The following is a 26,956-nucleotide window of genomic DNA, read 5'->3' on the forward strand; positions in this document are numbered from 1 at the left end:
GCAGCGATAAATATAAAAAATAGAGCGGTAGGGCATTCCGTTCTTAAAGCCAAGAGCCTCCTAAGCAATAGCCGGATTGTCTTGGAAGCCTACACTGTACTCGCAGAGTCAGTGTAGGAGATGTCACATTCTACACGCTGAAGCTGCCAGCCGCTTGCTGTATTTTGGGACAAAAAGGCTACTCAAAAATTTTTAGCGAATTTTCCGGAATTGATAACAGCAAAGTGGTATCACTTATTAGAGCATCGATATTATACTGAACCTCTATAACTAACCTTCGGGGAATATGGCCCCATTGTTTACGCTCAAAAGCCTGGTCATGAAGACTGGGCTTTTGATCTTTATACCAATAGTAGTAATTACAGATGGGTACTGGAAAAACGTAGACGCGTTCGCAAAGCGTCTCGTAGAGAAGCGGCTTGCCGCAGGCTACCACAGAGGCACAGAGAACACAGAGAAATAAGAGTTTGAGAGAGTTTTTGTGTAAGTCAGGGTCAGAGCGATGCTTACGGCTGGCTACGCCTACGCAGCATTTGTTTAAACTGTTTGGGTATCAAATAAAACTTTTTTCCAGAAACTTTTAAGAGATTTTATCGGTCTGGTTTTCCAAATTCTGCAAAAATCAACCAATGTCATCTTCTGCTCAAGGTATTCCCGGATTACCCGATTTGACGCATCCAATTGAGCTTGTCCAATTTGGAACCCAGGCGCTCAAAGCTTCACTGTTATTAGTATTTTTGGTCGTAGCTTTGGGAGTTGCGATCGCACTGATCAGTTTTTCTCTACGTCTAAGCAAGCCGGAACAAGTAATATTCATCGGCGAATGGGCTGTTGGTTATTCCCAACTTTTGCGGGGATTACAACATTTAACCCTGGTATTAATTCTATTAATACCGGGATTTTTTCTCTGTTCAACTTTAAGCAATCGCTACCACCACTGGGAACAAGGAAAAGTAGCTCAAGTGGCTCAAACTGTTGCAGGTGAAAGGCTCGAACAATTTGCGCCGCAAGTGCGCTACTCTATTCAAGAGCCGTACTCTTATAACACTCAAATCAATGGCAAGATTGTTAAGGTAAATCAGACGCGAGAGATTACCCGCTTCTTAATGCTGGCTGGTTCGCAAATTCAAGTTAAGCTTGACCAAAGCGTAGATGTTCCAGGCCGCAGCTCAATTTATCAGGCAAATTATACTGCCGATTATAAAGTAATTAACCAACTCAAGGATATTAATAATTTTTTCTTTGAAGCACCGCCACCCAACGGTTACACACTGCTTGCTAGCTATAAAGTTGAGCGTGACGGGACTAGGCTACAACCAACCAACGCGGGTAATTATAGTTTTCCCTTCCGCTTACAACCAGGAGAAGAAACCACCTTTCGAGTTACTTATCAGGCTCAAGGAGGGCCGCGCTGGGTTTATAGTGCAACGGGACAGTTGCTTTCCAACTTCCGCCTTACAGCAATTGCTAACTTTGCTCCGGCTGATTTTGCCAGTGGTATTGTACCTAATGAAATTAAAGTTGACGGACGCAGTACGCAATTTACTTGGAAATTTGACGATAATGTTTCAGTCAAAAATCCATTTGGAGTGTTTACCAACACTGAACCTATTCGTCACACTGGCGTAATTGTGCGTCTTTTATTGCTAGCACCAGCAATATTTTTGTGGTGGATATTGTTGTTATATTTGTCACTGCCAATGAGTTTCAAAAATATAGCGATCGCTGCTAGTATTTTCTTTGCTTGTCTATTGACTTTGACCTATCTGGCTCGCGTCATCAATGCTCAGTTGGCTTGGACTTTAATTTCCATCATCTTACTGTTTCTTACATGGGGATTGGGGGCAAGTCGCAGTGCTTCCCTTGCTGCTATTATCTGCACTATTGCTGGAGCAGTGCTACCCGTCTTTGGCTTATTAATACCGTTCAGTGGACTAACCCTCAGCCTCGCGGGTTTGCTTTGTGCCGTCTGGCTAGCAGTTCGTCACTGGTATGGATGGTATAGTTTGCATCCAAAAGACCAAAGATTGTAGGGCTGTAGAAAAATGCTAAATATTTAAGTGATTCCGCTATGATTAGCGAAGTTTTAGCAAATACCACTTATGGATAACGATTTACTGGCTTTTTGTGCGGGTGCTGGGTTACTCGTCCTCTATCTCATCTTTTCTGCATTGACTGAAATGGGAACTAAACTACCCTGGAAGAAATAAGCAAATGGAGGGATGAATCAAGGGATTAATAGTTATTAAAATCAAAAAAATGTAAATTTAATGCATTAGCCTATTTAAAAAATTTACATTTTTAAAGCTGATTGGGCTTGGAAAAAGGAATAAACATCCTTTAGGCTGAGTTAATATACTTATTGTTCGAGGGAGTGCCAAATGCGCGATCCACAGAAGAACCAGATTAAAATCGAGCCGGCAACCCTCGTCTTAATTGTGTCCATACTAATACTCTTGCCTCTACTGTTTGTTGGTTTTTTCTCGCAATGAGTTAGCGAGGAATACTCAACAGATATATTCTCCCGACGTTTTTCACAAAATGTGAACGAGTCGCAATACTGCGTAGGTTTTGAAGATTTGTAGGTTGGGTTGAACTTAAGTGTTACCCAACAAAGCCTTGATAATGTTGGGTTTCGTTCCTCAACCCAACCTACTCCAGAGTGATTTTTCAGGCAAAACCTACGCAGTATTGAAACGAGTCGCAGTTTGTATTGCCGTGGCATCTTAACCCAATCTCGTAAATTGTTAATGCATCGACTGACAATGCGATTGTGTCGCCTAACAATGCGATTGTGTCGCCTAACAATGCGATTGTGTCGCCTAACAATGCCATTGTGTCGCCTGACAATGCCATTGTGTCGCCTGACAATGCCATTGTGTCGCCTAACAATGCTATTGCATCGACTAACAATGCCATTGTATCGGCCTGCAAAAATTAACCTGCCCTTTCTTTAATCTTTTGGATAAGTAAAAAGAGCAAGTAAGTGTGGAGCATCAGCTTTGCTTTAATCCTCAAAGTAATGTTAGCGCGATGCCTACGGCGGGCTACGCCTACGCTCTTTATATCAGGTGCGTTAAGCTACTATTAACGCACCATTTTCACCCGAAAACTACTTAGGCAAAACTTGCCGTAGTGCTGCTAAAAGTTGGTCAACACTTTCCTTTCGACTATTAAAGCCCATCAATCCGACGCGCCAAACAAGACCAGCTAGTTCGCCAAGACCACCGCCAATTTCAATATTATGTTCATTGAGTAACTGCCGGGCGATCGCTTTCCCATCTACCCCTGCTGGAATGCAGACAGTAGTCAGCGTTGGCAGTCTATATTCTTGCTCAACGTGCATACTCAGTCCTAAGTTCTCCAACCCTTCCCAGAGATATTCTACGTTTTTCTGATGCCGTTGCCAGGAGTTTGCTAATCCCTCTTCTGCAAGCAAACGTAATGCTTCCCGCAATGCATAATATAAATTAATGGGTGCTGTATGGTGATAGGTGCGTTCAGCGCCCCAATACTTACCCAGTAACAACATATCCAAATACCAGTTTGCAACCTTTGTTTGACGCTGTTGCAATTTCTCAACGGCACGCGGACTCATGGTAAAAGGCGAAGCACCAGGCGGGCAACCCAACCCTTTTTGGCTACAACTATAGGCTAAGTCAACTCCCCAAGCATCTAAAAACAAGGGGACACCACCTAAACTTGTGACTGAATCAACTAACAACAAAGTGCCAAATTCATCACACAAATCAGCGACACCTTCCAATGGTTGACGTGCGCCGGTGGAGGTTTCGGCATGAACTAGGGCTAAAATAGTTGGACGATGAGTTTTTAATGCTGTTTGAAGTTCATCCAGGTTGAAAACTTGTCCCCAAGGTTTGGTAATGGTTCGCACATCCGCGCCATAACGTCCAGCCATATCCACGAGGCGATTACCAAAGTAACCAGCTACACCAATCAAAACCACATCACCGGGTTCTACCGCATTGGCAATGGTTGCTTCCATTGCGGCTGTTCCCGTACCACTGACTGCAATGGTGAGTGGGTTTTCTGTTTGCCATACGTAGCGTAGCAACGATTGAATTTCATCCATGAGTGCGAGAAAAGCTGGGTCAAGATGCCCAACTGGTGAGGTATTCATCGCTTGGAGAACTGTAGGATGGGCATTGGAGGGCCCAGGCCCCAACAGCAAACGGGATGGAATTTCTAACGGTGTAAGTTGCAAGCGCCCAGAGTCGTTGATTGAAATCGTTTGCGTCATAATCTGTCTTCGCCTAGACGATACTTACCGAATCATAGAGCGATGGCTTCGCCAACGCCAGAGGCGAACGCATCACCGATGTTTTAGCGAATCTGTCATTTGCCAGAAGATGCGATTACGGCAAAGTATTACAGTGATTCAAACATAGGACTTACGCAAACTCTACGACTCTTGGCGTTCTTCTCTACGAGACGCTGCGCGTTGGCGGAAGCCGACGCACCAGAAGGCGTCTTGGCGGTTCGATAAATTAAGCTTTTTAGCACTTTTTGCGTAAGTCCTAAAACAAATGTGTGAGAGTATACTTATTTACTTACCCGGAGACATAATTATGGTTTTTGCTGGCAAACGACCAAATAATTTAGGTATTAGCAACGGTAAATTAGCACTCTGCCCTAATTCTCCTAACTGTGTTTCTAGTCAGAGTACAGATGCAGTTCACAAAATTGCACCACTTATTTTTACATCTACTCCAGAAGAAGCGATTAGTAATCTTAAACAGATTATTGAGTCCTTACCAAGAACTAAAATAATTAGCGAAAGCCAAGATTATTTATATGCAGAATTTAAAAGCGCTTTACTGGGATTTGTGGATGATGTAGAATTCTATTTAGACCGGAATGCTAATGTGATCCAAGTACGTTCAGCCTCACGCTTAGGTCAGAGCGATTTGGGTGTCAATCGTCAACGAATAGAAACGATTAGAGCCAAGTTAAAGTAACTATTATCGTATGGTTTTCAATTTCTTAGAGGGTTAAATTGGGAGCGCTATCGCAAATTTCGTTCCCTCTCCCAGTTGAAAATTACAACTAATGCGACTACGTTCGAGGTTATTGAGAAGAAAATATTTTTGTTGAGATGATGCAGACGCGATGCGGCTTGGGCGATCTCGCTAAAAAATCAAGCTGAGTTCAGAAACCACTCAAAATAGCTAATCTCTGGGACTACACCCATTCTTACTGGTAAAACAGAAACTCCTAGTCCACGCGATACGTACAGGGCAATCGCACCATCTCGATACCAACCACTGACATAACGTCCGCCTGGTAGCGGACGTAAAGGAGCAAAGCCAAATAATGATAATTGTCCGCCATGAGTATGTCCTGATAACATATATTGTGGTTTGTATTGTGTTATCTTTGCTAACTCATCACTTGAAAAGGAATCTCGATATGCTGGTGAGTGGGCAAGTAATAAATGGTTTTGTTGAGGGCGAACACCTTGGAGTGATTTGATTAAATCGGGTTTGCTGACTAAATCATCTAATCCCGTGATTAATATAGAGCGATCGCCGTAGTTATGTAAAATGCTTTCATTAACTAATAAGCGGCAATTATAAGTGGCATAGATTTTTGTAGCAGCACTTAACGCTGCTCAAAGTAATGGTTTGAGTGAAGAGGGTGCGCGTGATATTGCTTGGAATAGTGTAAAGAATGAATACGAACCAGGCAATGATGGGAAATGGCAGAGAAAGCCTGAAGACACTGCTATACATAATAAAGCCGTTGTGTCTGGTGGCAATTGAGTAAATTTAAGCTTGGCATAGGCACTCCTAATTTATGCATCACGACTGGTAAGTTGGTATGAGAGGATGTTACAAAATTAACTGGCGTGTTCCCAGTCACAGAGTAACTCATGCTGTTGTACAGCTTTCTTGCATTGGCGGAATGGTACTTTAGGAGTACCAATACTAATGCCAGGAAAAGACTGTTTTTTTGTCTTTCTGGGTCTATTTTCTTGTGTCGTTGTCAACTGTTGGGTTTTCATTGGTAAATAAATTTCTGATTAAAATCTCAGCACCAATTTATAACACCAATTTTCAAACGGCAACTTTCACTATAGGTAGCTTATTTCGTACAAATATTCACAATCTGATCGCTAATAACTGTGGATTGCATTCAATTTCTTAAAAGTTAGGACTTACGCATTGACAAGAAATACCAAATATGGATTAAGGTTAAAAACCATATCTTTCGTAAGGGCACAGCATTGCTGTGCCCCTACAGCATCGTCTATTTACGATCACAAGTCCTAAAAGTTTTGATCACACTTGTTTGGTCATTACTCCTAAATTCATCCCACATTCAGGAAATTGGCGCTTTAATGCTGGAAAAACCGGACAAGGCGCTTGTTCTTGTAAATTGTCCGGTTTACTCCAAGTAAATGGGGCTTTCTGCGCTGCTGACATCCACACCAGACGCTTTGCTCGTGTCATCGCAACGTATAGTAAACGGTACTCCTCAGATATTTTCAAGTGCTTTGCTTGTTCCCATGCTTGTGTAACATCTGGTATGGTAGATTCTCCGTGGAGAGCAGCACGAATTTGGGCGCGGGCTACTTCTGATAAGGTAAAATCTCCTAAAAACTGGCTTTGGGGAGGAACCCAAAATCTCCCAGGAATTAAGTTTTCGTGGAGAAAGGGAAGAAACACATAGTCCCAATCTAGCCCTTTGGCTTTGTGCATAGTAATAATGGTCAGTTGACCGCGACGAGTGTAACGTTCTTCCGAATCTTCGGTTTCCACTGGTTCAAACCGTTCGGAACTGACGATTTCACTTAAAGCTGACAGCATTCCCCCCATCGAACTATTGCCAGCTATCTGCTGGTTTACCCGTTCTGCGAGTTTGTCAGCAGTTGCCAATTCTGCCTGGTCGTAATTTAAGGTCAAGGCGAGAAAGGAAATTAGCTGGTACAGGGGCAATTCCAAGCGGGCGCGAAGTAAATTGCGACACAAGCGAGCAGCTTTTTGGACTGTTTCTGGCTGGGGTGCTGCTAGGGGGCCAGGATACAAAAATTCTTCTGGGAGACTAGCAAGGGCGTTAAGGTCTTGAGTAGGAATTAACTGGCGCTGTACTAATGCTTCTAATGCGGCTTTCAGGTAATCGGGGGAGTGGGGGCGATCGCAAAATTGCAGTAATGCTAAAATCTCTTGGGGAACATGGGAACGGCGATCGCGTTCTCCCACATCGTAGAGTGTAATTTTATGCTCTTTGCACACAGGTGTTAGAGCTTCTGCTAACCATCTTCCTTGGCGATTTTCTCGCACTAAAACTGCTGCACTATTTTGTGTTGGGTCTTCACCAAATAACTCAATCACTCTTTGAGATAACAATTTAACGGTGTGATGAATGTCACGCGGGGTATAAAGTTCCAGTCCTCGTCCTACTGGTGCTGGGTTGGCGTTATTTTGCGGATCACCAACTTCAACAGGGCGAATTGTCTGCAAGCGAAATGGTACTTGTCGGTTGTCAGGAGTCTTTTGTCCGTTATTCGTTGTTGCTAACGACTGTTTATTGATCCATTTGAGGGCAAAGTTAGCAGCTTCAATGATAATTCTAGTACTGCGACCAGCTTGATCCATCGTTGCCAATCGTTCGATGCGATCGCACTCTTCGCAAAATTGCCGAAAATAAATCGGATCGGCTGGGGTAAAAGTAGAGTTAATCGCTTGGTTCGGGTCACCAACTCGGACTAAGTTGAGTGGGGAGTGCGTAGAGACGCGATTCATCGCGTCTGTATTAATCGCGTCTGTACTGAGTGAGGAGTTAGGAGTTAGGAGTGAAGAATTATCTCCCTCATCTCCCTCATCTCCCCTCGCTCTCCCATATCCCCCATCACTTGCCAAAATTTCTAACAACTGTGTCTGTAATGGGCTAGAATCTTGGGCTTCGTCTTCAAAGACTGCGAATACTTGGTTTTGCTCGATGCGACGGGCACTGTCGTTTTCTAAAACGCGCAGTGCGGCTAAAATCATATCATCGTAATCGATGAAATCACGCGATCGCATTAAGTTTTGATATTGCTCATACAATCCCGCCGCTACACTCAAAATTGTATATTCGTCTGTGGTTTGTTTACTCCACTCCCGCAATAATTCTGGCGATATCCCAGAACTTTTTGCTTCATGAATTACCGTATTAGCCAATTCTGGCAATACTTCTGTTCGCAGCACCGATTGGCGACGTAACCTTTCTGTTTCTTCTCCGTCAAATTGATGACCTTCTAATAACCGCAAATATATTCCTGGATTATTTGCAATCCATTGCTCTACAGCTGTTCGGATAAAGCGGTGGCTTTGGGTTGGTGTAATTAATGTGACATTTTCTAACTGCAAACCCGATAAATCAGAATGGCGACTGGCAATGTTCAACGCTAGACCATGTAGGGTATAGACGAAAAATCCCGTCTGAGGGAGAGATAAATCATCTCGTAAGAATTTGCGAATCTTCGCTTTAATATTGGCAGCAGCTGAACGAGTAAAGGTAACAACTACCAACTGACGACGCGAGGATGAACGTTCATACTGACGTGCGATCGCGATCGCTGCCGCCGCCGCCATCCCAGTAGATTTGCCTGCACCAGGAACGGCAGAAATAGCCAAAGGGCCAGATTGCCAGTCAGCCATTTGCTGTTGTCCAGGACGTAAACTGTTGCGGATGCGTGCTATGGCTTCTGCCCGTAGGGATGACACGGGCGATCGTTCAGACAATTCTGAGTGGAGTAATTCTTGAGCCAGAGGAGCAGTAAATTTAGAGTCTGACATACCAAATTTTATATATTCAATATATGTTGAATGTAATTTACAAACCGCAGATATCAATATCTTCGGTGATTCTTAATCCCAAATTACTAAATTGCTGATAGTAGTCTATCAAGTTTTATTTAATAGGTTCGTAAGTAAGTATGCGAAAATAAATCAAATTAGCCTAAACTATAGCGGTTCTCGTTTACGTGAGGTACACCCGTAGGGGCACGACATGCCGTGCCCCTACACCTTGCGATAAATGTTCTACCGCATCTGAATGGCAACCGCTATACGAACAATTTCCACTACTCAATTATTATTTGACAATCGGAACCTGGGACAATATAATAATCCCCCGACAAAACAAATTTCGCTTGGCTCATTTGTTCATTTAGTCGGAGGATTATTAAGAAATCTCAAAACGAAATCTCAAGCGATGCCTAGGTTGGGCTGCGCCTACGCAACTTCATCTGAGAGATTGATTATAAGCACAAAGCAGCTCCAACTATTGCCGCTTTTGATCAACTGCGATAAAAAGCGGCAATAGTTGAAAATGACTTTTAGACTAGCTCTTCGACATTTTGCCGTTCGTCCACAGTTGATTCACTAAAGACGGCTACATACAACCATCCTGCTAAAATAGCCCCCAAAATCGGAGCTATCCAGAACAGCCAGACTTGGGAAAAGAGTTCTACACCTGCAAATAGAGCAACTCCAGTACTACGGGCGGGATTAACCGAGGTATTGGTTACAGGAATGCTAATGAGGTGAATCAAGGTGAGTCCAAAACCAATTGCCAGTGGTGCAAATCCTTTAGGAGCACGCCTATCAGTTACACCCAAAATAATCAATAGAAACATGAAAGTCATCACAACTTCACTAATGAAGCAAGCAAACAGCGTGTAACCACCTGGAGAGTGAGTCCCGTAGCCATTAGTGGCCAATGGGTTAGAGCCAGTTAAGATAAATCCAGTTTTGCCGCTCGCAATCAGGTAGATAAGGCCCGCACTAACAACTGCACCGATTACTTGAGAGGCGATGTAAGGTAGTAAGTCAGACGCCGGAAAACGCTTACCTGCCCACAGTCCAAAGGAAACAGCTGGATTGAAATGGCCACCAGAAATATGACCAAAAGCATAAGCCCCTGTGAGGACGGTAAGCCCGAACGCCAAAGATACACCGACTAATCCAATACCCAGTGGAAAAGAAGTATTTTCGCTGATTTTTGCTGCATCTGCCGTGTAGGCTGCGGCTAGAACAGCACTACCACAACCACCTAAGACAAGCCACAATGTACCAATAAATTCGGCCAAGCAACGTTTAGTTAGAGACATTTTTGGAAAACTCCTTGTTCAGCTACAAACGAGTGATAGCGATGTTGGACAATCCTTGAGTCATTTATATCAACAGAAATCCATTGGGTTTGTTTTCTTTCCATTAAATTTCCAATTAGTGACAGTTCTAAATCCCTCACTAATGAATTCTGACTTCTGAATTCTTCAAGAAACTAAATCAAAAAAATAGGGATTTGTTTTTTACTCAATAATTGTGGTAATAAAAGAAGATACCGGAAAAGATAAAATAACCAAGAAAATACTTAATTTCTTAAGCATTTTGCTCAGAATGATACATTTGTTGAGATTCTTGCTCCAGTGAGTTCTATTAAAAATGGTTTGAAAATTTATTTAAATTTTGTAATAGTTTTATAAACTTTAAATTGAAAAAATACTGTTCTCTGTTCTCTTAATTCGATGAAAATAAAGAGTTTAGACAAAGCATTGGGGAGCCAGTGCCTTGCTCTGCTTAAGAGAGTTAAAGCAACTGGCGGCATTGGCCAAATAGAAAAATGAACTAATGCCCGGTCTACTATGCGCTATTTGGACGGTATTAATAGATTACATCACACAGTTAGTCCTGTCTAAAATTGAATTTATTCGTCAATCTGCCATGAATCCTTAGTTAATTCTTCATCTAGAATTTTCTTAGGACGCACGATGATGATAATTTGTCCTAGTAGAGGAATTTCTGGCTCAGTTTCAAACCACTGAAAATCTAATTCATCACCATTTTCAACAACAAAGTAGCTGGAGGCATCCCATTGCCGTTGGGCACGATCTATCACTACTACGACTGGCCCTATTTGGCTTTGGGTTTGGATGGGGAAGCGATCGCTATTCGCTAAAATCACTACTGGATCTTCTGCCGCCAACAACACTTGCCAACCTGGTAATGGTATCCAAGCTTGCTCTCCAGAAAACTTGACCATCCGAAATGGTTCAATTTCTGTCAGTATAGGCACAGCTTGCAAGTCTTGTCGTGATAATGGCAACTCGCCTACCACGGGCAAGATTCGGGGTAATTGTTCTTCAAATTCCAGGCGGTAAAAGGGTAAAATTGGCGCTGGACGCTGGGGAACGGTAGTAAAATCAGTCAGTAGTTGTTCGATTTTTTGCCTTGCTGCTGGCGTGTGAGCAAAGCGTAAACCTTTGGCGATTAGGCGCGATCGCTGTTGTAAATCTGCATTTTGGCGTGCCAGTTTCCAAACTTGATGAGCAACAGCATCCCCAGGATGGGCAGAAAATCCTTCTGGTAAAGTGCGGTAATAAGAGAACTCTTTAAGTGCTTTTGCTATTTCCCGTGCCTCATCGGCATCAACATTGTGGACGAAGATTAGTTCGGCGGCGGCGGCGCGTTCTTCTTGGGTGAGCAAACGCAGTTCGTATAAAACATCACTGCCGCGTGTAGCATAGTGCGATCGCGTTGCTTCCGATACTCCAAACTTTTCCAAAGAATTGTAAACTTGAGAACCAACAACCACCTGATTTTGTTGAATCGGCTCAAATCCAGTCGCCTCAAAAATTTCTTGGGGGTTGTAACCGGTTTTTAGCAACGAGGCGATCGCGGCTCCCCATTCCACCCAGTTGCCTTGTTTTTGCCTCAGCCTTCGCAGTAATTCTTGTGCTACATCGTTGGTAGCATTTTCTTCGGGATTCTGAGCGTTGGGTGGTAGATCAGTCATAATCGGAGTGCGAGCTTCAACTTGAGAGGTTGATTAATACCTCATGAGCAAGTCTTATTCTAATCTATGAACTACCCATAGTTATATCTTGCACCTGCCCACTTTCCCCGCAAGAAATTTATTTCACAGGCTTTTAGCGCAAGTCCACTAAGCGTGGACTCTAATCCTTATTGAGTCTTCTTTAGAAGAATGCAAGCTAATAGCCTCAGAATGAATTTTGAGGCGGTTGTTGGGGCTGGTGCAAGTTCTGAGTATAACTACTGCCTTGCGTTGATCTATAGAAACTACGAGTTACGCACTGTACAAATGCATCGTGATGTGCATTACCTAAAATAGGAAGTTTTCAGGCTTTTCTTAATTATTCTGCGATCGTAATACCATTTCTTTGTGAGGCTGCGCCAAACCCTTTTAACTTCTTTCTTTCTTTCTTTGTGTCCTTTGCGTCCTTTGCGGTTCGTTTCTCTTTCTTCTTTCTTGTACTTAAATATGGTTTAGCGCATCTTCATACAGAATTGGTATAAGGGACTTCCAAATAAAAAATACTCAAAAATTAACGAAAAAGCTCTCTCCTCCTCATTCCTCTGTGTTCTCTGTGTCTGGAGTGGTAGCCTGCGGCAAGCCCTCCGGCTTGGTGCAGTCCAAGATGGGGGAAACCCCCAAGACCGCGCTGCTTCACCGCTTTGCGTCTACGTTTATTTGTTTGGGTAATTTATTTCTTGGAAGTCCCTAAATAGACCATCCTGTAGGGGCACAGCAATGCTGTGCCCTTACGAAAGATATAGTTTTTAACCTTGATCCATATTTAATATTTCTTGTCAATGCGTAAGTCCTAGAAACTTATCTAGTTAATTCTTCTTGTGCAATTTTTTCTTGCTTCAGATATTTGGGCAGGCAAATCTCCTCTGTGACACTCACATTTGCCGTATTTAAACTTGCTAGCTAACTCCGTAAAAACCCTTGATAAATTTCAGCTATTCTCAACTAAGCTTGGTATGGAATATAACAAGATAGTGAATATTTAAAGGAAATATCTTATGGATAAGCCCAATCTCGAAATTGATAAACTCCAATATCAAGTGATGACTCTCCAACAACCAAAAAAGCTGAAAATCCTGGTAGTTGACGATGAGCCAGATAATCTCGATCTGCTTTATCGCACCTTTCGACGCGACTTTAATGTTCTGAAAGCTGATAGTGGGGTGAACGCCCTAGAAGTTTTGGCAGCATCCGGGGAGGTAGCGGTGATTATCTCCGATCAACGGATGCCAGAAATGAAAGGAACTGAGTTTCTCAGCAAGACTGTACCTCAGTTTCCCGATACGGTTAGGATAATTCTCACCGGATTTACTGATATTGAAGACTTGGTAGAGGCGATTAATGCGGGGCAAGTCTACAAATATATTACCAAGCCTTGGGACCCAGGCGAACTGAAGGCAGTGGTGCAAAGAGCAGCAGAAACCTACGACTTGCTCAAGCAACGTACAGAAGAATTACGCCGTTCTCATGCTCAAATAGCCCTGCTGAGTGTTTTGGTACAGGTAACTCAAGGAGCTTCTAGCTTAGAAGAAACTCTCGCTCCAATTGCTAGGGCTGTGAGTGATACTTTTGGAACAGACGGGTGTATTCTACAACTGACAGATGGAAATACTCTGATTGCGACTCAAGGAACTTACAGCGATACAGGTACAATTGAGAATTGGCTATCTCTTGACCCACTAACAAAGGAAGCGATCGCCACCGGGCAAATGCAAGTTTCCTTAAATATACTTAAAGACACAAAATTAGTTGATGCTATTCACTACAAAAATACGGGTGTGCAAGCACATTTAGTTATCCCAATTAGCTACCGTAATCAACTTTTGGGCGTATTATCCCTACAGTGGAAACAACCCTGCACTTTACGGGAAGATGAATTAATGCTAATTAATTTATCAGCCCAACTGATAGCGATCGCTCTTACTAGTTGTCATTAGTCATTAGTCATTAGTCATTAGTCATTAGTCATTTGTCATTAGTCAAAAACCAATGCCCCATGCCCTATGCCCTATGCCCTATGCCCTATGCCCTATGCCCAATACCCAATACCCAATGACTAACGAAATTCAGTCCATTTTTAACCGTATTGCTCCGGTTTATGACCAGTTGAACGATTGGTTGAGTCTGGGACAGCATCGAATATGGAAGGAAATGGCAGTGAAATGGAGTGCAGCTAAATCGGGTGATACTGCATTAGATTTGTGTTGCGGTAGTGGTGATTTAGCCTTACGTCTGGCACGGCGCACAGGAGCAACAGGGAAGGTGTACGGAGTGGATTTTTCCCCCAACCTGCTAGAAAAAGCTAAAGAACGCTCACATTGGCAGTACCCCCAACCTGCGATCGCCTGGGTAGAAGCCGACGTGCTAAATTTACCCTTTGAGGATAACCAATTTGATGCCGCAACAATGGGCTATGGTTTAAGAAATGTTAAAGATATTTCCCGCAGTCTCCAAGAGTTATATCGGGTTTTGAAGCCGGGTGCTAAAGCCGCAATTTTAGACTTTCATCGACCGAGTAATCCTCAGCTACGTGCCCTTCAGCAGTTGTATCTGGACAGTTTTGTGGTGCCAGTTGCCAGTTATTTAGGGTTAAAAGAAGAATATGCTTACATCAGCCCTAGCTTAGACCGCTTTCCCATCGGGAGAGAGCAAATAGAGTTAGCGCGGCAAGTTGGTTTTGCTGTTGCCACACACTACCCCATTGTGAACGGTATGATGGGAGTGCTAGTGCTTAGTAAATTAGGAGTTATTAGTTAAAAGTTATGAATTATGAGTAGTGATAAATTCTCATTTAAAATTTATCATTCCTAACTCCTAACTCTTGTACAGAGGTGATTAATCGCATTTGTACAGACGCGATTAATCGTGTTTGTACAGACGCGATTAATCGCGTCTCCTAACTCTAAGCTCTAAACTCCTAACTTTTTTAATTCTTCCCTTGGACTGGTCTCATCTTTGGCTTTATGTGTCTCCCCCGGTACTGGGTGGAATTATTGGCTATTTCACAAATGATATAGCCATCAAAATGTTGTTCCGTCCTTACCGAGCAATTTACATTGCTGGACGAAGAGTACCCTTCACCCCTGGATTGATTCCCCGCAACCAGGAACGTTTGGCTCTGAACATTTCTAAGACAATCATGGGGTCACTGTTGACACCACAAGAATTGCAAAATCTAGCGCGGCGTTTGTTGCAAACAGAACGCGTACAAGGAGCAATTCTCTGGTTGTTGCGGCTGGCTATTGAACAAATTAAAACAGATAAAAACGAGAAAAGTGCCAAAATTGTGGCAGGCATTTTGCGGGATTTAATAGGGGAATCCTTGCCACGGTTACTCAAGGTTTTAGCGCGACGTGAAGACTTTTTGGAAGCGCAGATCAATCAAATTTTTGACCAGATATTGCTGGAATTTCAATTGAGTGAAGAACAAGCCACGCGGCTTGCTGATTGGTTGTTGCAAGTAGTTTTACCGCCAGATGTGTTGCGGCAGACGATAGTTGATTTTTTGACCGATCGCACAATTCAAATTATTGATGAAGGCTTCCGCGAAAAAACCAGTGGGACTTATTGGGTAGTAGCAAATTTGTTTGGCTTACGTAATACTCTCACACGGCTACGAACTTTTTGTTTGGATGAAAAAGAGGCTGCTAATACTCGCTTGCAAGAATTGACTAAAGATTTGCAAATCCGCGATCGCATTAGGAAATTACTGCAAAATTTATCATTACAAAACTTGCCAATTGGGACGGTGCGCCAACTCCGAAAGACCACCCGCGAAAGTGTCCGCCATTACTTACAAAACAGTGGCAGCGATTTTTTACAAGGATTAACTGATTCTGTTGATTGGGAAAATATTGCTGTAGTGCTGCTAAATCGTCTGAGTACTTCACCTGTTGTCAATACTTCTTTAGAAGTCATGAGTCAAGAGTTGGCTTTAATATTAGATAAGTATTTGGAAAAAGATTTAGAAGTAATTGTGGCGCAAGTAATTCCGATTTTGTCGATAGATCAAGTGATAGTTGATCGGGTAAAATCAACTTCACCGGCTGATTTAGAAGCTGCAATCGAGGGAATTGTGAAAAATGAATTGCAAGCGATTGTAACTTTAGGTGGTGTTTTGGGTTTTGTCATCGGGTTATTGCAGACTGTGTTTTTAATATTTAGTCAATATTAATTTTGTATTTTTGACTGTAAATTTTTCTCAAATTAGAGTTGCAAGTTGCCCAGATTGTGAAATGAGTGAAATTGAGCGATCGCCTTTTGAGAAGAGGTGCGAGTAAGAAGCGTAGGCGTAGCCCGTCGTAGACATCGCTCTCATTTTTATTCAGAGCCACCCGGATTCATCCACAGCGTAATAATTACGAATTACGTTAGCGCAGCAGTAGCGAGTCCGCAACCGTCATTACGAATTACGAATTACGAATTACGAATTACGAATTTTGAAGGAGCCGCTTAACTCAAAATCTGCGTCAAATCCAGCACAAATCCAGGCAATACATTCTCTCCTGATAAGCTAGTAGGCGATGTCTCCGACGGGCTACGCCTACGCAAAACCTCGACATTCTGTCCTGGGCGATAAATTTCCACCTGTTGGTTCTGCGGATCAATCAGCCAGCCTAAACGCACACCGTTGTCAATATACTCCTGCATTTTTTGTTGCACAGTCTTTAAGCTGTCTGAAGCAGAGCGTAATTCTACCGCAAAATCTGGAGCGTTCGGCAGGAATCTGTCGGGGTCTGGATTCAGGGTTTCTAATCGCTCCCGGCTCACCCAAGACGCATCAGGAGAGCGATTTGCACCATTAGGGAGTTTGAAACCTGTTGAGGAGTCAAAAGTTAAACCTGTGCCATCAGCGTCAGCCCAATTACTTAAGCGCTGTGTCAGTTTACTATTCCGATTTCCGGTTCCCCATCCAGTTGGTGGCATGATAATCAATTCTCCCTGTGCCGTGCGCTCAAGTCGCAAATCTCGATTATTTTGACTGATACTGATACCCCTGATTGTTCCTGTAATTTTCATACCTCTTGGCTGACAAGTGTTATAGAGTTTCAAATATAGGATTCCCTAGAAACTGAACGGTATAACACTGCTTGAAAGTTGTAGCAGTTATGCTTAATTTTCGGTTAATACACCAAATCGAACTTTATGTCACTTTAAAGACTTAGGTTGCTACCTAAAGGCTCAATATATGCTTGTAGAGTATCTTTAACTTTAGAAGGCTGACGAATTGGAGCGATCGCAGAATAATCTGGTTTTACTGTCCAGTCATAATGGCGAAGCAGTGTAGAAAGCACGATTTTCATTTCCATTTGGGCAAATTCCATACCTAAACATCGGTGCGAACCATGACCAAAACCCACTAGTGCTAAGGTATGTTTCTTATCTTCTTCACGAGGTGGTGCAAAGCGATCGGGGTCGAAGCGATCGGGATCGGTATACAGTTCTGGTAGACGGTGAGTCAACATCGGCGAGATAGTCACAAACCAACCTGCTGGGATGCGATAACCTGCATACTCAATATCTTTGAGGACTCCACGAGTATAGGCATACACTGGCGGATAAAGCCGTTCTACTTCTTTTAAGACGTTGGTTAAATCTGGAAGTTGTTTGAGATGGGACAGGTTAAGGGGATTATTTCCCACAACTGCTAATTGTTCTTGGCGCAGTAGCGATCGCCATTCTGGGTGATTACCTAATTCAAATATTACCCAACTGAGCAAGGAGGCTGTCGTCTCGTGTCCAGCAAACAGCAGTAGCAATGCCTCGTTGATTATCTGTGCTTCGCTCAATTTATTACCGTCTTCATCAACAGCTGCTAGCAGCAATCCCAAAACATCTTTTGATTCTTCTAAGTTACCTTGCTCGATACGCTGTGCAATCGCTTGACGCAAGAAAGCCACTAACTTACCCCTAGCATTTTGACCGCGACTATATAAAGTAAAAGGGACATTCAATTTGAATATTGCCATACTGCTCTCTAGCAGTTGTGTAAACCACTGACTAGTTTGCTCAACTTCGCTCTTGTTCTGACTTCCCAAAAACAGGCGAGGGGCAAGCCATAGCTACCAGGCATTTCCTCGGCGGATTTTAGCTGTCGCATATTTGAGTACCTCCAGCAGTAATCAGCTACAGTATCTACTTAATTGTAAAGCGTAGTTAGGTTTTGCAAATCCAAATTACCAATCGCGGTAGAGTTTTTCTGCGTAGAACATAATCTCTTCATTTGGCAGTCTAATTTTTGGTTTTGCCAAATGACATAATCTTGACCGTTTAATGTGATTTTATTCGGTTTATTCACTCCTAATATAGATTTGTGCGCGATTAACCAAGGCGCACCAGGTAAAATTGGTTCCATTTTTCCTCCAAAATATTGATAATTTATTGAAAAATCCTAGATGAGTTAGTAAAACGTCACGCAATATTAAAACTTGGTGTTGCCTGTCCTACATCACTCTTTTGAATGAAAATCGGGATAATAAAGTCTTGTCTGCAATGGACGAACTAATACAACCGCGCATTTGCTCGGCTAATTTTGGCTACTGCATTGCTGAATTATGCAAATAACTAACTAATTTTTTAGTTAGTGAGTATTAATTTAATAAATTTCATCTTCTATGTCAACTACTAACCAATTTTTTAGTTAATATATTTTCGTTATGATGATGGAGCAACGTGGGTCGTTCAACGCAGTCAAAATTCTCAGCTAAAAAGCCGCGTCAGGTACGCGATGCAGAAGCGACGAAAAAGCAGATTCTCGATGCGGCGGAAGCGGAGTTTGCCAGAAATGGACTTCAAGGGGCGCGGACAGAAGCGATCGCTAGAGGTGCAGGTGTCACCACAGCGATGATTTACTACTACTTCCAGAGCAAGGAAGGACTATATGAAGCTGTTTTGCAACGTCCGGCGGTGGAGATGCACGAAGGGTTTCAACAGCTAAATTTGGATCAATTCCCACCAGAGGAGGCGTTGAAGGTGCTTGTCAAAGAAGCGATCGCTTATGAAGCTGCTCACCCGCACCGGGGGATGCTTTGGTTTCAAGAAGCAAACCAAAATCAGGGAAAGTATTTCAAACAGGGGAATTGGCAAGAAAATTTTAGCTATCTCATCAAGATTTTAGAGCGGGGGATGGCAGAAGGTTGTTTCCGTCAGATCGATCCATTTCTCACCACTCTTCATATTATTGGGGTTTGTAATTTATACTTCAACGCTTACGAAAACATCAAGCATACTAGACCAGATTTGCAACTACTGAGTCCAGAAATGATTGAGCAGCATACTCAAGCAGCAGTTAATTTTATTTTGGCTGGGGTGCGACGTACTGGGAATTAGGGATTGAATATCGGGAAAACTCTTTTCCAGGAAAGCGCTATAGAGTGACAAAAGTATAGCAATTACTCGCTCTATTGATAAACCTAAGCGCTTAGGTTATATCTGATAAAATAAGATATCAAATGCCAACAATCTTAAGAAAAGGCGGTTTTGAGGTTCGTATCTACCTTAACGATGATATTCCTGCTCATGTCCATGTTTTTAAGGGGGGCAAAGAAGCAAAAATCAACATAGGAGATGAAAACCTACCTCCAGAGTGGGTTTGGGTATCCCCAGCAATGAGTGATAAAGATGCGGTGAAAGCCTTACAGTTAGTTGCAGATCACCAATTGGAACTACTAAAAAAATGGCGAGAATATCATGGTTAAGAAGATTGCGGCTACAGAAGAATTAAAAGAAAAGCTAGCCAATGCTAGAGCAAACTCAGATGCGATCGCTACATTTGAACCACGGGCTACTCGTGCTTTTTATGACGCTTATTTAGGAATGATTATAGTTTTCTTGTCCAACAAATGTATGTTTGGGTTCCCTTCAGAGATAGGACAAGGGCTAGCAGGTGCTTCAGTCAAGGACTTAGCAGAAGTAGAGGTAACACCTTCTGGTGAAGGATTACACTGGAAAACCCTAGATGTAGATTTGAGTATTCCTGCTTTGATGAATGGAATATTTGGAACTAAAAAATGGATGGCTGAACTTGCTAGAAAAGGTGGAAATTCTACTTCTAATGCAAAATCTGAGGCATCTCGACTAAATGGTACAAAGGGCGATCACCCCGGAAAAGAAATTGTACTGGCTACTGATGAAGATGAAGTTTGACTTACTAAAACTAAATCTGGCGATCGCTTACGAATAGTTAAATTAATTTACTCCAGCGACTATCAAGCGATGGCTGCGGCGGGCTACGCCTACGCATCAGTGTAATCCGCTTGGAACACCAAACTTCCAGAAGAGAACACTAAACTTCAAGAAATATTTTTGTCCAGCTACTTACCACTGTGGCGACCCCTGTTTATTAATTCCACAAAAAGATAGTATACATTATCGTGTAGACCGCTTACTGTCAACAAGAGGCATGGGGGCAGTTCTTGCTCTTAGCAGAGGGAAACCCCATACTTCAAAGTAGGGGCCTTAGACTGTGGACGAATTATTTCTCGTGCAACGCATCTCGAAATAAATATTTTTCCCTTGAGCATAAATAAATTTACTTGCTCTGAGACCCTTTTGACACCTTGTATTCCAGAATCTTTCTCGGACTGCAAGAACTGCCTATAAAGGTCAACACTCAACAGTCATTCTGACTTTAAGTTCAATTGTTTAAATTTTTAGTTCTCAAAACAAAAGGACGAACTCATGGCAAATTCAGTTTTCAACTTATCTAACCTCAACGGCACAAATGGCTTTGCCATCAACGGCATCAATCCAGATGACCGTTCAGGCAATGTTAGCAGTGCCGGAGACATCAACGGCGACGGTCTAGACGACCTGATTATCGGGGCAGATGGTGGCGACCCCAACGGCGGCTCCTCAGGGCAAACCTACGTGGTGTTTGGCAGCAACGAAAGTTTTGCTGCCCAATTCTACCTCTCCACCCTCAACGGCACGTCGGGCTTTGCCATCAACGGCATCAATCCAAATGACTTGTCAGGCAACTCTGTTAGCAGTGCCGGAGACATCAACGGCGACGGTCTAGACGACCTGATTATCGGGGCAGAGGGTGCCTCCCCCAACGGCATCACCTCAGGGCAAACCTACGTGGTGTTTGGCAGCAACGAAAGTTTTGCTGCCCAATTCAACCTCTCCACCCTCAACGGCACTAACGGCTTTGCCATCAACGGCATCAATCAATATGACTCCTTAGGCAACTCTGTTAGCAGTGCCGGAGACATCAACGGCGACGGCATTGACGACGTGATTATCGGGGCACCCTTTGCCTCCCCCAACGGCAGCTCTTCAGGGCAAACCTACGTGGTGTTTGGCAGCAACGAAAGTTTTGCTGCTGCCCAATTCAACCTCTCCACCCTCAACGGCACTAACGGCTTTGCCATCAACGGCATCAATCAAGATAACTCCTTAGGCAACTCTGTTAGCAGTGCCGGAGACATCAACGGCGACGGTGTTGACGACCTGATTATCGGGGCACCCTTTGCCGACGCCAACGACTTTTCAGGGCAAAGCTACGTGGTGTTTGGCAGCAAGGGGGGTTTTGGTGTCCAATTCAACCTCTCCACCCTCAACGGCACAAATGGCTTTGCCATCAACGGCATCAATCCAGAGGATCGTTCAGGCTACTCTGTTAGCAGTGCCGGAGACATCAACGGCGACGGTATTGACGACCTGATTATTGGGGCACCCTTTGCCGACCCCAACGGCGACAATTCAGGGCAAACCTACGTGGTGTTTGGCAGCAAGGAAAGTTTTGCTGCCCAATTCAACCTCTCCACCCTCAACGGCACTAACGGCTTCGTCATCAACGGCATCAATAAAGGTAACGGCTTGTTGGGCGGCTCTGTCAGCAGTGCGGGAGACATCAACGGCGACGGCATTGATGACCTGATTATCGGGACAAATGGTGCCTCCCCCAACGGCACCAATTCAGGGCAAAGCTACGTGGTGTTTGGCAGCAAGGAGGGTTTTGGTGCCCAACTCAACCTCTCCACCCTCAACGGCACAAATGGCTTTGCCATCAACGGCATCAATCAAGATGACCGTTCAGGCAATGTTAGCAGTGCCGGAGATATCAACGGCGACGGTATTGACGACCTGATTATTGGGGCACCCTTTGCCGACCCCAACGACAACATCTCAGGGCAAAGCTACGTGGTGTTTGGCAACCGCGCCCCCGTTCTCGACCTCAACGGCAACTCACAGGGTATTGATTTTAGCACCACCTTTAGCGGCACTCCCGTCTCCATCATCGATAGCAACTTCACCCTGGACGACAACGACACTACCCTAGCTGGTGCCACCATCACCATTACCAATCTCTTGAATGGCGCAGCCGAAAGTCTCAATGCCACTGCCATCGGCAACATCACCGCTACCTACAACCCCACCACAGGCACTCTCACTCTTAGCGGCACGGATACCATTGCCAATTATCGACAAGTCCTCAGCAGCGTTACCTACAACAGTACAGCTACCACTGTTAACACCACAATTGAGTTTGTCGTCGATGACGGGCAAGATTTGAGTAACACCAGTGCAGTGGCAACCACCACTTTCGGTTTTGTCGAGAAATTGATCGCGGGCACGCCTGATGCAGATATCCTCATCGGCACATTCAACAACAACATCATCGAGGGCAAAGCTGGTAACGATAAGCTCACTGGTAATGGTGGTCGAGACAAATTCATCTTCTCAACAGGCGATGGCATCGACACCATAACCGACTTTGGCGGCGTAGGTATTTTTTCAAATCCATCAGAGGCGGTAATTGCTGAAGTTGATACTTCAAATCCATCAGCGGCGGTAATTGCTGAAGTTGATACTTCAAATCCATCAGCGGCAGTAATTGCTGAAGTTGATACCTTGGATTTTACTAGATTAGGATTGACTGCTAAAAATCTGCAATTAAATCAAAATGGCAACAATCTAGAAATCACTTTTGAAGATACAAGTAATACCAAAATCATTCTAGAAAACTTCCTGTTAGAAAACTTGAATAATTTACCAGCATCTGATACCAGCCCAGCTATTGGCAATATCCTGTTTGATAACCAGAGGGGCATCGTTGACAGTTTTGATGCCTTCGATGCCAACTCCACTCAAACTGAGTTATTTAACCCGAACACCGTTACATTCCTCAATGACCTTAACAATAACATTACGGGTTTTAAGGACTCCGGCGATGTGATTAATGGTCAGGGAGGTGATGACATCATCCACGGCAATAGTGGCAATGATTTGCTGCGGGGTGGAACTGGTAATGATACCCTCATCGGTGGTGCTGGCAATGATACCCTCATCGGTGGTGCTGGCAATGACGTACTCACAGGTGGTGAGGGTGTTGACACCTTCCTTTACAACACCAGTGCTGCTTTTAACAGCACTGATGTTGGTCTAGATAGTATTAGTGGGTTCTACGGTGTATTTTTTGCAGCCACTACACAAAGTGACAAGATTGTACTGGATAAGGCTACCTTTAATACAATTACTTCTGTTGCGGGAATAGGTTTTAGTAACGAGAGTGATTTTGAAATCACTTCTTCAGGGGGGACTAGCACCGCGAAAATTGTCTACGATCCTGTGAGTGGGCAGTTGTTCTACAACGAAAATGGCAGCACGGCTGGTTTCGGCAGCGGTGGTCTATTTGTGACTCTAACTGGTGCGCCAATTCTCAAGGCATCTGATTTTATTATCCAAGCGTAGTTCGCTTGGAACAGCAAACTTTGAGTTCCAAACAGCAAACTTCGAGTTCGGAACATCAAACTTTGAGTTCTAAACACCAAACTTCGAGTTCGGAACATCAAACTTCGAGTTTCAAACACCAAACTTTGAGTTCTAAACACCAAACTTCGAGTTCCAAACACCAAACTCCGAGTTCCAAACACCAAACTTCGAGTTCGGAACATCAAACTCCAAGCTTGGAACACCAAACTTCGAGTTCGGAACATCAAACTCCAAGCTTGGAACACTAAACTTCGAGTTCGGAACATCAAACTCCAAGCTTGGAACACTAAAGTTTAATACCATTTCACACAAACCCTGATAGTCATATCATGTCCGCTTGATTACTTATTAACCCGAAGAACCCCACCCCGCCAAAGCTGTGCTTTGTCTCCCCTCCCCGCTCTTCGAGAGGGGTTGGGGGCAATACGCTTGGGTTAGCGCCAAAAACCTTAAACTGCGTAGGTTGGGTTGAGGAACGAAACCCAACATTTTCGGTGGTTTGTTGGGTTTCACTTCGTACCCCTACGGGGATCTTGCTACAACCCAACCTACGATTATCCTTAACTGAACCGTATTGGGATTTAACCCCAACACAAAACAAAATTTTTATTGAACCGGGGGACTTAAACCCACGGACAGGAGTTAAACCTAAGTTTCTTAATTACGAATTCCGCACAGCGCCACTAGCCTTCAACTTAGGATAAGCAATCCGTTTGTGATGAAATTGCTGCCAAACATCCACAAATATCTCGGCAATTTTTGACATTTCTTCTCGTGTTAATCCTGAATCTACCAGTTGATTGTCTTGCCATTTGGCACGCAGAATATTATTTAGCATTGTTAAAGCTTGTTCAGTCGAAACATCTTTAAGCGATCGCTTCTCTCCCACACGCTTACCCGAATTTGACGCTTCAAGCGATCGCAGCGCCGCTTCGCAAGAATCTGCTAACATGACAATTCCTGTTTCCCGTGATTGGGGAATCGGGCCATCGTAGCGAAAATCCGCGTCGTCTACTGTTAAACTTGGATCTTCTTGAGCCATTTGCTGGGCTTGATGATAGAAATAGGCAATCAGCATCGTTCCCTGATGCTCTGGAATAAAAGCTTGAATTGCCGTAGGTAAAAGGTGTTTACGCGCCATCACCAACCCTTCAGTTACGTGCTTTTTAATAATTTCTGCACTCTTCCAAGGGTCTTTAATCTCTGTATCATGTTTATTCGGCCCCCCCATTTGATTTTCAATAAAGCCAAGAGGGTCGTGCATTTTGCCAATATCGTGATATAGTGTACCAGCCCTGACTAGTTCAACATTGCATTTTAGTTGTTTGGCAGCAGCTTCAGCAAGGGTAGCTACAAGTAGCGTATGTTGAAAAGTTCCAGGAGTTTCAGTAGCGAGTCGTTTTAATAAAGGGCGGTTAGGGTTCGCCAACTCCGCTAAACGGATGGGAGTGACTAAATCAAAAACTTTTTCTAGATAAGGACTCAACCCTAAAGCGACAACACTCCAGCCTAAACCGGATAAAGCAAACAATCCGGCTTCTCGGAGGACGATATACCAAGTTGAACCAAATGCTTGACCAATTAAGATTTTAACAACCAGATAAATGCCGCCCTCAGTTAAGGCGATCGCAACACCCAATAATGCCAATTCCTCACGCGATCGCAATCGTTGCGCTATGTAACTACCTAATATTCCTCCCCCAACACCAGCTAAAAGCGCAGCCTTGCTTATATCCAAGCTAATAGCTAATATCGGCAACAGCAATCCGACAACTGTCAACCCCAAAATGGGGCCGTAGAAGCTTCCCAACAATAAACCAAGGGCACTCCAGGTGGTATAAGGCAATCCCATCGTTACCAACCCTGGCACACTCAAAGTCAGCAATAACACCAATAAGCGATCGCGTTGTCGCAATTCGTAATCGACATGCCGTTCTACCCAGACAAAAATGCCAATGGCGATCGCAATAACACCTGCTAACTTCACCAACTCCCGCCATTTTACCTCTCGGCGAACCAGGTGATAATGCTCCAGCACCTTAAAGTTCCATGCAGTAATCTGCGCTCCTTTTCTGACAATCACCTGGCCATGCCGTACCTTCACCATCACTGGTGGCACCCCAGCAGCAGCCTTTTGAGCGTTTTCTCTGGTTTTTTCTTCATCTTTTTGCAGATTCGGCTTGAGTACAGCTAACAACAGGTTCTTTGCCAAAAATTCGGCGGATTTTGGTACAAAGGACTGCAATTGTAAACTCACCGCATCCTGTAAGATATTTTTTGGCAGTCCTTGTGGGATGCCTTGGGTTAGAATCCGCTCTGCACTCTGATGGATTCCCATTTGTGTTGTTTCCCACTCCTCATCTGACAAATCCAAAAGTAGGGATTCCTCGTATACTACTTCTGGGGTAACACTCTCTAACTGTAAAAGTTTGGCAGTGGCTTGGGTGTATCTTTGGCGTGCTTGGGAAATTTGGGCAATCACTAAAGACAAGTTTTTCTCAGAAGGTGTGACGCGGTAAGATTCTAGTTCTGCTACTGCTTGAGTAAAGTCAGTGTTTTGAGAAAAATCAACAGGCTTTGTCTTCTGTGGCGTTGGTGTCTGATTGGGTGCGGATGAGGCGGCGGTTCGTTCTGTTCCTTTCCTCTGCTGATTTTTAGTATTTTCTACAGCTACTAGCAGTGCTTGCCATTCCGAGTCAGGACAAGAGCGGAGGTAACGCTGGGTAGAGATGGACAAAACTATAGGATCAAAAAAAGGAAAAGCTCCAGCAACGGCGCGAATTTCGTTGCCATTATCTAGAAGTTGTTGCAAATTTTCGTTGATTTGTTGGTTCATTCGCGCATCAATCATCAACATTTGTAAGGATGTTTGACTAACGGCTTGGCGCTGTGATTCTGTTTTTTTCTGATCTTCGATGCTAGCTGTGTAAGGCGCTGTAATCGTTTGGGGCGCGGGATTTCCTACTTGGAGTTGAGTTTGGTTGTATAATCTATGCCCAATAACGCCCGTGAGGGACACTAAAGCGATCGCTAAAATTACCAAGGAACGCTGTTCATGTACCCAATCTAAAGCGACTGCATAAATAGTACTCTTAGTTTTGACCGATTTTGTTTTTGACTGGAGCGCTCTTTCTTGTTTTCGGCGCTCGCTTTTATCGTTGGTTTTAGATAAAAATAAAATTACATTCTTAACAATAGTCCGTAGAAGTTCCCTTCTATGGGTTTTGCTTTTGGGGCTTCTCATTAACTTTCCCTTACGGCGTAGTCCTTTGTACTGTCGCCGCCAGTTAGTCAATTGCTGGGTTAAGAACTGCAAAAATTGCTTTATTTTCATTATTTCTGCCTGTAATTGCTGACTTTGATGGCTCAAAATAAGACAATCATCAGGGAAGTTTGATTT

Annotated in this window: 22 protein-coding genes and 2 pseudogenes; 10 read left to right on the forward strand and 14 right to left on the reverse strand. The window is 43.6% G+C overall.

The features are described from left to right. Positions 1–629 precede the first annotated feature (629 nt). Entirely contained in the window at positions 630–2,033 is a 1,404-nt protein-coding gene (locus tag LC586_RS27755) for a hypothetical protein (protein ID WP_229488443.1), read from the forward strand. Positions 2,034–2,670: 637 nt separating this feature from the next. Here the strand turns inward: LC586_RS27755 and LC586_RS27760 are convergent. Both LC586_RS27760 and LC586_RS27765 read right to left on the reverse strand, forming a co-directional pair. After that, on the reverse strand, positions 2,671–2,934 hold the full coding sequence (locus LC586_RS27760) for a hypothetical protein (RefSeq protein ID WP_229488444.1): 264 nt from the start codon (positions 2,932–2,934) through the stop codon (positions 2,671–2,673). A gap of 178 nt (positions 2,935–3,112) precedes the next feature. Next, positions 3,113–4,261 (reverse strand): alanine--glyoxylate aminotransferase family protein, encoded by a 1,149-nt coding sequence (locus tag LC586_RS27765; protein WP_229488445.1) that lies wholly within the window; start codon positions 4,259–4,261, stop codon positions 3,113–3,115. Positions 4,262–4,589: 328 nt separating this feature from the next. On the opposite strand from LC586_RS27765, the gene LC586_RS27770 reads away from it, so the two are divergent. After that, positions 4,590–4,979 (forward strand): DUF1499 domain-containing protein, encoded by a 390-nt coding sequence (locus tag LC586_RS27770; RefSeq protein WP_229488446.1) that lies wholly within the window; start codon positions 4,590–4,592, stop codon positions 4,977–4,979. 179 nt (positions 4,980–5,158) lie between these two features. On the opposite strand, the gene LC586_RS27775 is transcribed toward LC586_RS27770, so the two are convergent. Continuing rightward, a complete protein-coding gene (locus LC586_RS27775) occupies positions 5,159–5,371 on the reverse strand; it encodes a metallophosphoesterase family protein (protein ID WP_229488447.1) in 213 nt (70 codons plus the stop codon). A gap of 235 nt (positions 5,372–5,606) precedes the next feature. Here LC586_RS27775 and LC586_RS27780 point away from each other — a divergent pair. Further along, positions 5,607–5,783, forward strand: a pseudogene (locus tag LC586_RS27780) (ChaB family protein); the annotation flags it as partial. A 77-nt stretch (positions 5,784–5,860) separates the two neighbouring features. On the opposite strand, the gene LC586_RS27785 reads toward LC586_RS27780, so the two are convergent. The 4 genes from LC586_RS27785 to LC586_RS27800 form a co-directional block, all read right to left on the reverse strand. Next, the gene (locus LC586_RS27785; protein WP_229488448.1) at positions 5,861–6,025 is read right to left on the reverse strand and encodes a hypothetical protein; all 165 of its coding nucleotides are present in this window, start codon (positions 6,023–6,025) and stop codon (positions 5,861–5,863) included. 277 nt (positions 6,026–6,302) lie between these two features. Then, entirely contained in the window at positions 6,303–8,801 is a 2,499-nt protein-coding gene (locus LC586_RS27790) for an ATP-dependent helicase (RefSeq protein WP_229488449.1), read from the reverse strand. A gap of 542 nt (positions 8,802–9,343) precedes the next feature. Further along, complete coding sequence (gene aqpZ, locus LC586_RS27795) at positions 9,344–10,117, reverse strand: aquaporin Z (RefSeq protein ID WP_229488450.1); 774 nt, start codon at positions 10,115–10,117, stop codon at positions 9,344–9,346. 596 nt (positions 10,118–10,713) lie between these two features. Continuing rightward, positions 10,714–11,802, reverse strand: coding sequence for a RuBisCO accumulation factor 1 (locus tag LC586_RS27800; RefSeq protein ID WP_229488451.1), 1,089 nt, complete (start codon positions 11,800–11,802; stop codon positions 10,714–10,716). Positions 11,803–12,836: 1,034 nt separating this feature from the next. Here LC586_RS27800 and LC586_RS27805 point away from each other — a divergent pair. The 3 genes from LC586_RS27805 to LC586_RS27815 all read left to right on the forward strand — a co-directional run bounded on the left by LC586_RS27805 (position 12,837) and on the right by LC586_RS27815 (position 16,012). Continuing rightward, entirely contained in the window at positions 12,837–13,775 is a 939-nt protein-coding gene (locus LC586_RS27805) for a response regulator (protein ID WP_229488452.1), read from the forward strand. Between the two features lie 115 nt (positions 13,776–13,890). Further along, positions 13,891–14,595, forward strand: coding sequence for a bifunctional demethylmenaquinone methyltransferase/2-methoxy-6-polyprenyl-1,4-benzoquinol methylase UbiE (gene ubiE, locus LC586_RS27810; protein ID WP_229488472.1), 705 nt, complete (start codon positions 13,891–13,893; stop codon positions 14,593–14,595). Positions 14,596–14,776: 181 nt separating this feature from the next. Continuing rightward, on the forward strand, positions 14,777–16,012 hold the full coding sequence (locus tag LC586_RS27815; RefSeq protein ID WP_229488453.1) for a DUF445 domain-containing protein: 1,236 nt from the start codon (positions 14,777–14,779) through the stop codon (positions 16,010–16,012). On the opposite strand, the gene LC586_RS27820 is transcribed toward LC586_RS27815, so the two are convergent. The 5 genes and pseudogenes from LC586_RS27820 to LC586_RS27835 all read right to left on the reverse strand — a co-directional run. Further along, the gene (locus LC586_RS27820) at positions 15,999–16,172 is read right to left on the reverse strand and encodes a hypothetical protein (RefSeq protein WP_229488454.1); all 174 of its coding nucleotides are present in this window, start codon (positions 16,170–16,172) and stop codon (positions 15,999–16,001) included. The genes LC586_RS27815 and LC586_RS27820 overlap by 14 nt on opposite strands. Before the next feature lie 118 nt (positions 16,173–16,290). Further along, positions 16,291–16,857: a Uma2 family endonuclease gene (locus tag LC586_RS27825; RefSeq protein ID WP_229488473.1), complete on the reverse strand. Its 567-nt coding sequence runs from the start codon at positions 16,855–16,857 to the stop codon at positions 16,291–16,293. Positions 16,858–16,991: 134 nt separating this feature from the next. After that, positions 16,992–17,807 (reverse strand): cytochrome P450, encoded by an 816-nt coding sequence (locus LC586_RS27830; RefSeq protein WP_229488455.1) that lies wholly within the window; start codon positions 17,805–17,807, stop codon positions 16,992–16,994. Positions 17,808–17,815: 8 nt separating this feature from the next. Further along, positions 17,816–17,938 carry a hypothetical protein gene (locus LC586_RS40845; RefSeq protein ID WP_267921733.1) on the reverse strand — a complete coding sequence of 41 codons (123 nt, stop codon included), beginning with the start codon at positions 17,936–17,938 and terminating at the stop codon, positions 17,816–17,818. Positions 17,939–18,073: 135 nt separating this feature from the next. Then, positions 18,074–18,193, reverse strand: a pseudogene (locus tag LC586_RS27835) (Rieske (2Fe-2S) protein); the annotation flags it as partial. 317 nt (positions 18,194–18,510) lie between these two features. Here LC586_RS27835 and LC586_RS27840 point away from each other — a divergent pair. From LC586_RS27840 to LC586_RS27855, 4 genes are all read left to right on the forward strand, one after another. Further along, a complete protein-coding gene (locus LC586_RS27840; protein ID WP_229488456.1) occupies positions 18,511–19,167 on the forward strand; it encodes a TetR/AcrR family transcriptional regulator in 657 nt (218 codons plus the stop codon). A gap of 122 nt (positions 19,168–19,289) precedes the next feature. Further along, entirely contained in the window at positions 19,290–19,535 is a 246-nt protein-coding gene (locus LC586_RS27845) for a DUF4160 domain-containing protein (RefSeq protein WP_229488457.1), read from the forward strand. Beyond that, a complete protein-coding gene (locus LC586_RS27850; RefSeq protein WP_229488458.1) occupies positions 19,528–19,983 on the forward strand; it encodes a DUF2442 domain-containing protein in 456 nt (151 codons plus the stop codon). The genes LC586_RS27845 and LC586_RS27850 overlap by 8 nt, the downstream gene beginning before the upstream one ends. Before the next feature lie 534 nt (positions 19,984–20,517). Continuing rightward, the gene (locus tag LC586_RS27855; RefSeq protein ID WP_306423292.1) at positions 20,518–23,535 is read left to right on the forward strand and encodes a hypothetical protein; all 3,018 of its coding nucleotides are present in this window, start codon (positions 20,518–20,520) and stop codon (positions 23,533–23,535) included. Between the two features lie 132 nt (positions 23,536–23,667). Here the strand turns inward: LC586_RS27855 and LC586_RS27860 are convergent, their stop codons facing one another. Both LC586_RS27860 and LC586_RS27865 read right to left on the reverse strand, forming a co-directional pair. Continuing rightward, complete coding sequence (locus tag LC586_RS27860; protein ID WP_229488459.1) at positions 23,668–23,859, reverse strand: hypothetical protein; 192 nt, start codon at positions 23,857–23,859, stop codon at positions 23,668–23,670. Positions 23,860–24,217: 358 nt separating this feature from the next. Further along, a complete protein-coding gene (locus LC586_RS27865; RefSeq protein WP_229488460.1) occupies positions 24,218–26,890 on the reverse strand; it encodes an HD family phosphohydrolase in 2,673 nt (890 codons plus the stop codon). Positions 26,891–26,956 lie beyond the last annotated feature (66 nt).

The sequence above is a fragment of the Nostoc favosum CHAB5714 genome (assembly GCF_020829495.1).
GTDB classification, from domain to species: Bacteria; Cyanobacteriota; Cyanobacteriia; order Cyanobacteriales; family Nostocaceae; genus Nostoc; species Nostoc favosum.

Excerpts from the sequence above, each read along its gene's own strand:
- LC586_RS27830 (WP_229488455.1), bottom strand. The coding sequence starts at position 17,807 with ATGGCAATATTCAAATTGAATGTCCCTTTTACTTTATATAGTCGCGGT.
- LC586_RS27770 (WP_229488446.1), top strand. The coding sequence starts at position 4,590 with ATGGTTTTTGCTGGCAAACGACCAAATAATTTAGGTATTAGCAACGGT.
- LC586_RS27765 (WP_229488445.1), bottom strand. The coding sequence starts at position 4,261 with ATGACGCAAACGATTTCAATCAACGACTCTGGGCGCTTGCAACTTACA.
- LC586_RS27755 (WP_229488443.1), top strand. The coding sequence starts at position 630 with ATGTCATCTTCTGCTCAAGGTATTCCCGGATTACCCGATTTGACGCAT.
- LC586_RS27860 (WP_229488459.1), bottom strand. The coding sequence starts at position 23,859 with ATGGTATTAAACTTTAGTGTTCCAAGCTTGGAGTTTGATGTTCCGAAC.
- LC586_RS40845 (WP_267921733.1), bottom strand. The coding sequence starts at position 17,938 with ATGCGACAGCTAAAATCCGCCGAGGAAATGCCTGGTAGCTATGGCTTG.
- LC586_RS27785 (WP_229488448.1), bottom strand. The coding sequence starts at position 6,025 with ATGAAAACCCAACAGTTGACAACGACACAAGAAAATAGACCCAGAAAG.
- ubiE (WP_229488472.1), top strand. The coding sequence starts at position 13,891 with ATGACTAACGAAATTCAGTCCATTTTTAACCGTATTGCTCCGGTTTAT.
- aqpZ (WP_229488450.1), bottom strand. The coding sequence starts at position 10,117 with ATGTCTCTAACTAAACGTTGCTTGGCCGAATTTATTGGTACATTGTGG.
- LC586_RS27825 (WP_229488473.1), bottom strand. The coding sequence starts at position 16,857 with ATGAAAATTACAGGAACAATCAGGGGTATCAGTATCAGTCAAAATAAT.
- LC586_RS27865 (WP_229488460.1), bottom strand. The coding sequence starts at position 26,890 with ATGAAAATAAAGCAATTTTTGCAGTTCTTAACCCAGCAATTGACTAAC.
- LC586_RS27850 (WP_229488458.1), top strand. The coding sequence starts at position 19,528 with ATGGTTAAGAAGATTGCGGCTACAGAAGAATTAAAAGAAAAGCTAGCC.
- LC586_RS27775 (WP_229488447.1), bottom strand. The coding sequence starts at position 5,371 with ATGTTATCAGGACATACTCATGGCGGACAATTATCATTATTTGGCTTT.
- LC586_RS27845 (WP_229488457.1), top strand. The coding sequence starts at position 19,290 with ATGCCAACAATCTTAAGAAAAGGCGGTTTTGAGGTTCGTATCTACCTT.
- LC586_RS27790 (WP_229488449.1), bottom strand. The coding sequence starts at position 8,801 with ATGTCAGACTCTAAATTTACTGCTCCTCTGGCTCAAGAATTACTCCAC.
- LC586_RS27805 (WP_229488452.1), top strand. The coding sequence starts at position 12,837 with ATGGATAAGCCCAATCTCGAAATTGATAAACTCCAATATCAAGTGATG.
- LC586_RS27800 (WP_229488451.1), bottom strand. The coding sequence starts at position 11,802 with ATGACTGATCTACCACCCAACGCTCAGAATCCCGAAGAAAATGCTACC.
- LC586_RS27855 (WP_306423292.1), top strand. The coding sequence starts at position 20,518 with ATGGCAAATTCAGTTTTCAACTTATCTAACCTCAACGGCACAAATGGC.